The following is a 4666-nucleotide window of genomic DNA, read 5'->3' as shown; positions in this document are numbered from 1 at the left end:
GGGGGGGGGGGGGGGGCGGGGGGGGGGGGGGGGGGGGGGGCGCTCGGCGGGCCCCCCGCCCCTCTTTTTCGTGCGCTTTTCGGCGAAGTGCGTTGTCAGAGGGGCCGCCTACTATGCATGTGAGGTTGTGGCGGGTGTGGGGCGGATGTCGTTCCGGTCGTGTCAACTCTCTTGCCGGAGAAGGCGGTTCGGGCACGGACGGGATCGGTTCCGGTCAGGCTGTGACGTAATGGACGGTCACTGAGGGGTGGACGGGCCTGCCGGGGCGGGGGTCGTGGTGATTAGGCTGGGTCGGGAGTACCGGGGGAAGAGCCAAGCAGATCGGACGACCTCCGCCGCCCGATACCGGACGACGTGGACACAACCCACTGAAGAACCGGCTTCGGACGACATGCATACAGACGAGAAATGGTCGCCCCAGCACGGCAAGCGGGTGCTCGACCACATCAGGAGGAACTGTGAACAGCGATCGGGACGGGATCCGCGGGGGCTGGGCCACACCCGGCGATGACCAGTCCGACGCGGAGTCCGCCAGCGAGATGACGGGCGAGTTCACCATCGATTACGCGACGCCTGCCTGGTACACCCAGAACGCGTCGGGAGGGTCGGGGGCGTCGGGGGACGAGGACGAGGACGAGACGGATGCCGAATCGAACGACGAGGCGGGCCCGGTGTCGGGCGATGACTCGGATACGGGTTCGGGTTCGGCATCGGACACGGGTGTAGACGCGGATGCGGCTGCGGATGCTCGTTCGGGTGCCGGTGTCGGCGATGCGAGTCCTGTGGGTGTGCCCCCGTTGCCGGTGAGCGGTGGGTTCCCCCTGGCGGCGCCGCAGTCGGGGGCCGCGGGCGGTCCCGCGAGCCCTACGGCTGTCCCCAGCTTTCCCGTGGGCGGATTCCACTCCCGGTGGACCCCTCCGGTGCCGGCGACCCCTCCGGCTCAGGCCGCTCCGCCGACCGCCGTGCAGCGCGACTTCACGGAGCCGGCGGTCTCGGCTGCCGACGGCGGCGAGTCCGGCGACGACTCCGGCGATGCTGCCTTCGAGGCGGAGGCTGTCGCCGCTGAGGTGAGTGTCCCGGAGCCCCTGGATGACGTCGATGCGGTGGGTGCCGAAGGTGAGGGTGACGAGGGTACGGATGTTGACGAGGTCACCGACGAGGTGAGCGGTGCCGTGCCCGAGCTGCAGGACGACGCCGGTGACGCCGTGGCGCCGCAGGATGTCGAGTCTGCGGACACTGAATCCGACGAGGAGGACGCGGAGTCCGCGGCAGTAGTGGCAACGGACGTTGCCGCCTCGGAGCCGGTGGACGCCGAGCCGGTGGCCGCCGAGGTCGTCGACGTCGAGCCCGAGGACACCGCGCCGGCACCGAGCGCCGTCGACGACGTACGCGACTCCGCGCCGGTCGCGCCCGTGCGGGACTCGGTGCCCAGCGCACCGCTCAACCTGCCCCCGCTGCCGGAGGGCGCGCCCGGGACCGTACCGCCCGCGTGGGCTCCCCCGACGACAGGTCAGGGCAGCGGACTGCCGCCGCTGCCCCCGTCGTACCAGCCGGCCGCGCCCGCCATGGCTGGACAGTGGCCCGCACAGCCGCAACCCCAGCCGCCGACGCAGCCGGAAGCCGCGCCCGTCCAGCCGCAGGCCGCGTCGGCCACGCCGGCACCGGGTCAGCCTCAGCCGCCCGCTGTACCGGGCCGGCAGCCACCCGTACCGCCGACGCAGCCCCCGTTCCAGCCGCAGGCCGCGCCCACCGCCTGGAACGCTCCCGCGCCCCCGCAGGCCGGATACGGCTTCCCGCCGCCCAACCCGGCTGCGGCGGTCCCTGGGGTCCCTGCCCCGGCAGCGGCACCGGGTGCGCCGCCCGCTGGCTACGGATTCCCGCCGCAAGCGACTCCGGCTGCGCACACGGGTCCCAACGCCCAGGGCGGGTACGGCTTCCCGCCTCCCGCCCCGAACGCTCAGGGCGGCTACGGCGCCCCCCAGCCGGGCGCGCCCGCACCTACCCCGGCGGGCCCGAACGCCCAGGGCGGGTACGGCTTCCCGCACCCCGGCGCCCAGCCCCCGGCACCAAACGCCCAAGGTGACCACAGCGCCCCCCAACCGGGCGCACCCGCTCCTACCCCGGCAGGCCCCAACGCCCAAGGCGGGTACGGCTTCCCGCACCCCGGCGCCCAGCCCCCGGCACCAAACGCCCAGGGCAGCCACATCGACCCCCAGCCCGGAGCGCCCACGCCGACCCCAGCGGGCCCCAGCGCCCAAGGCGGGTATGGCTTCCCGCGCCCGGGCGCCCAGCCTCCTGCCCCGGCACCAAACGCCCAGGGCGACCACAGCGTCCCCCAGCCGGGCGCACCCGTGCCGACCCCGGCAGGTCCCAGCGCCCAAGGCGGGTACGGCTTCCCGCCCCCCGGCGCCCAACCTCAGCCCCCGGCCCAGGCCCCGAACGCTCAGGGTGGCTACGGCTTCCCCCAGCCCGGCGCCCAGCCCCCGGCTCCGAACGCGCAGGGCGGCTACGGCCTCCCGCAGCCGGGCGCACCCGCGCCGACCCCGGCGGGCCCGAACGCCCAAGGCGGGTACGGCTTCCCGCCCCCCGGCGCCCAGCCCTCGACGCCGAGTGCTCCCGCCCCGGCGCAGGACGGCCCGCCCTCCGAGTACGGATTCCCGCCCCCGGCAACGCCGCCCACGGGTCCCACCCCTCAGGGTGGCTACGGCTTCCCCCAGCCCGGCGCGCCTACCCCGGCTCCGACCCCTGCCGGCCCCAACCCCCAAGGCGGGTACGGCTTCCCGCCCCCCGGCGTCCAGCCTCCGGCCCCGGCCACTCCCAGCCCGCAAGGCGTCGACGGCGCCCCCCAGCCCGGCGGTCGGCCTCCGGCTCCAGCCACCCCTGCTCCCGCTCCGGGCACCCCGAGTGGCACCCCTGCGTCGGCTCCCGGCACCCCGGGTGGCTCCACTCCCCCGGCTCCAGCCCCCGTCGGCAGCCCGGCGCCGGTGCCCCCCGCGCCCACCCCCAACCCCCAGGACGGGTACGGCTTCCCGCCTCCCGCTGGTTCTCCTGTGCCTCAGCCCCCGGCGCCTCAGCCCGGGTACGGCTTCCCGCACCCCGGTGGCCCCGGGGGCCCCGCCGGTGCGCCCGGTGGGTACGGGTTCCCCTTCCCGCAGGCGCCCGCGCAGCAGGCGCCGCCGCAGCCTCAGGTGCCGCAGCAGGCCGACGCGCCCCACCCGCACGCCGGGCCTCCGGCGCCCCCGCATGCACCGGGCGCCGTTCCCGCGTCGCCCCCGCAGCCGGCGTACGGCCAGCCCGGGGTTCCGCAGGCCGGGCAGCAGCCGCCCGTGGATCCGCGTACCGGGGCCGCCTGGCCGCAGCCCATGCAGCACGACCAGCGGCAGATGACCAACCCCGGTGCCGCGCCGCTCGGTTACACCGCGGCCGTCGAGTTGTCCTCCGACCGGCTGCTCAACAACAAGAAGCAGAAGGCGAAGAGCGGGCGGCCCGCAGCCGCTCCCTCCCGGTTCAAGCTCGGCGGCAAGAAGGAGGAGGCCGAGCGGCAGCGGAAGTTGGAGCTGATCCGTACGCCGGTGCTGTCCTGCTATCGCATCGCCGTCATCAGCCTCAAGGGTGGGGTCGGTAAGACCACCACTACCACCGCGCTCGGCTCGACCCTCGCCACCGAGCGGCAGGACAAGATCCTCGCCATCGACGCCAACCCGGACGCCGGTACGCTCGGCCGCCGTGTGCGGCGCGAGACCGGGGCCACCATCCGGGACCTCGTCCAGGCGATCCCGTACCTCAACTCGTACATGGACATCCGGCGGTTCACGTCCCAGGCGCCGTCCGGTCTGGAGATCATCGCCAACGACGTCGACCCGGCCGTCTCGACGACCTTCAACGACGAGGACTACCGGCGCGCGATCGACGTACTGGGCAAGCAGTACCCGATCATCCTGACCGACTCCGGTACGGGTCTGCTCTACAGCGCCATGCGGGGCGTACTCGACCTCGCCGATCAGCTGATCATCATCTCGACACCGTCCGTGGACGGTGCCAGCAGCGCCAGTACGACGCTGGACTGGCTGTCGGCGCACGGGTACGCGGACCTGGTCTCGCGGTCCCTCACCGTCATCTCGGGTGTGCGCGAGACCGGCAAGATGATCAAGGTGGAGGACATCGTCTCCCACTTCGAGACGCGCTGCCGGGGTGTCATCACCGTGCCCTTCGACGAGCATCTCGCCGCCGGTGCCGAGGTCGACCTCGACATGATGCGGCCCAAGGTCCGCGAGGCCTACTTCAACCTCGCCGCCCTGATCGCCGAGGACTTCGTACGGCACCAGCAGATGCACGGGCTCTGGACCTCGGACGGCAACCCGCCTCCGGTCGCGGCCCCGCCGCTGCCGGGACACCAGCAGCAGATGCAGCAGGCTCCGGGGCAGCCGTATCCGGCGGCTCCGCCCGTCCCGGGGCAGGGCCAGTACGTTCCGCCGCCGCCCGGCCGGCCGGGGCAGTACCCGCCGCCGCCCCAGCCCGGTCAGCCGTACGGCTATCCGCCGCAGCCGGGGCAGCCCTACCAGCCGCCTCAGCAGCAGGCCCAGCAGCCCGGCTACCCGCAGCCTCCGCAGCAGTAGCGGGCAGGGGACACAAGAAGGCGGCCGATGCCCAACCCAGGGCATCGGCC

General features: G+C 74.4%; 1 protein-coding gene. It reads left to right on the top strand.

The features are described 5' to 3' along the window. Positions 1–458: 458 nt before the first annotated feature. Positions 459–4616, top strand: coding sequence for an SCO5717 family growth-regulating ATPase (locus tag ACWCRB_RS49050; RefSeq protein WP_451002258.1), 4158 nt, complete (start codon positions 459–461; stop codon positions 4614–4616). The last annotated feature ends 50 nt before the right edge of the window (positions 4617–4666 follow it).

Source organism: Streptomyces sp. NPDC002156 (genome assembly GCF_053593675.1).
This window is presented reverse-complemented; position numbering and strand designations above follow the sequence as displayed.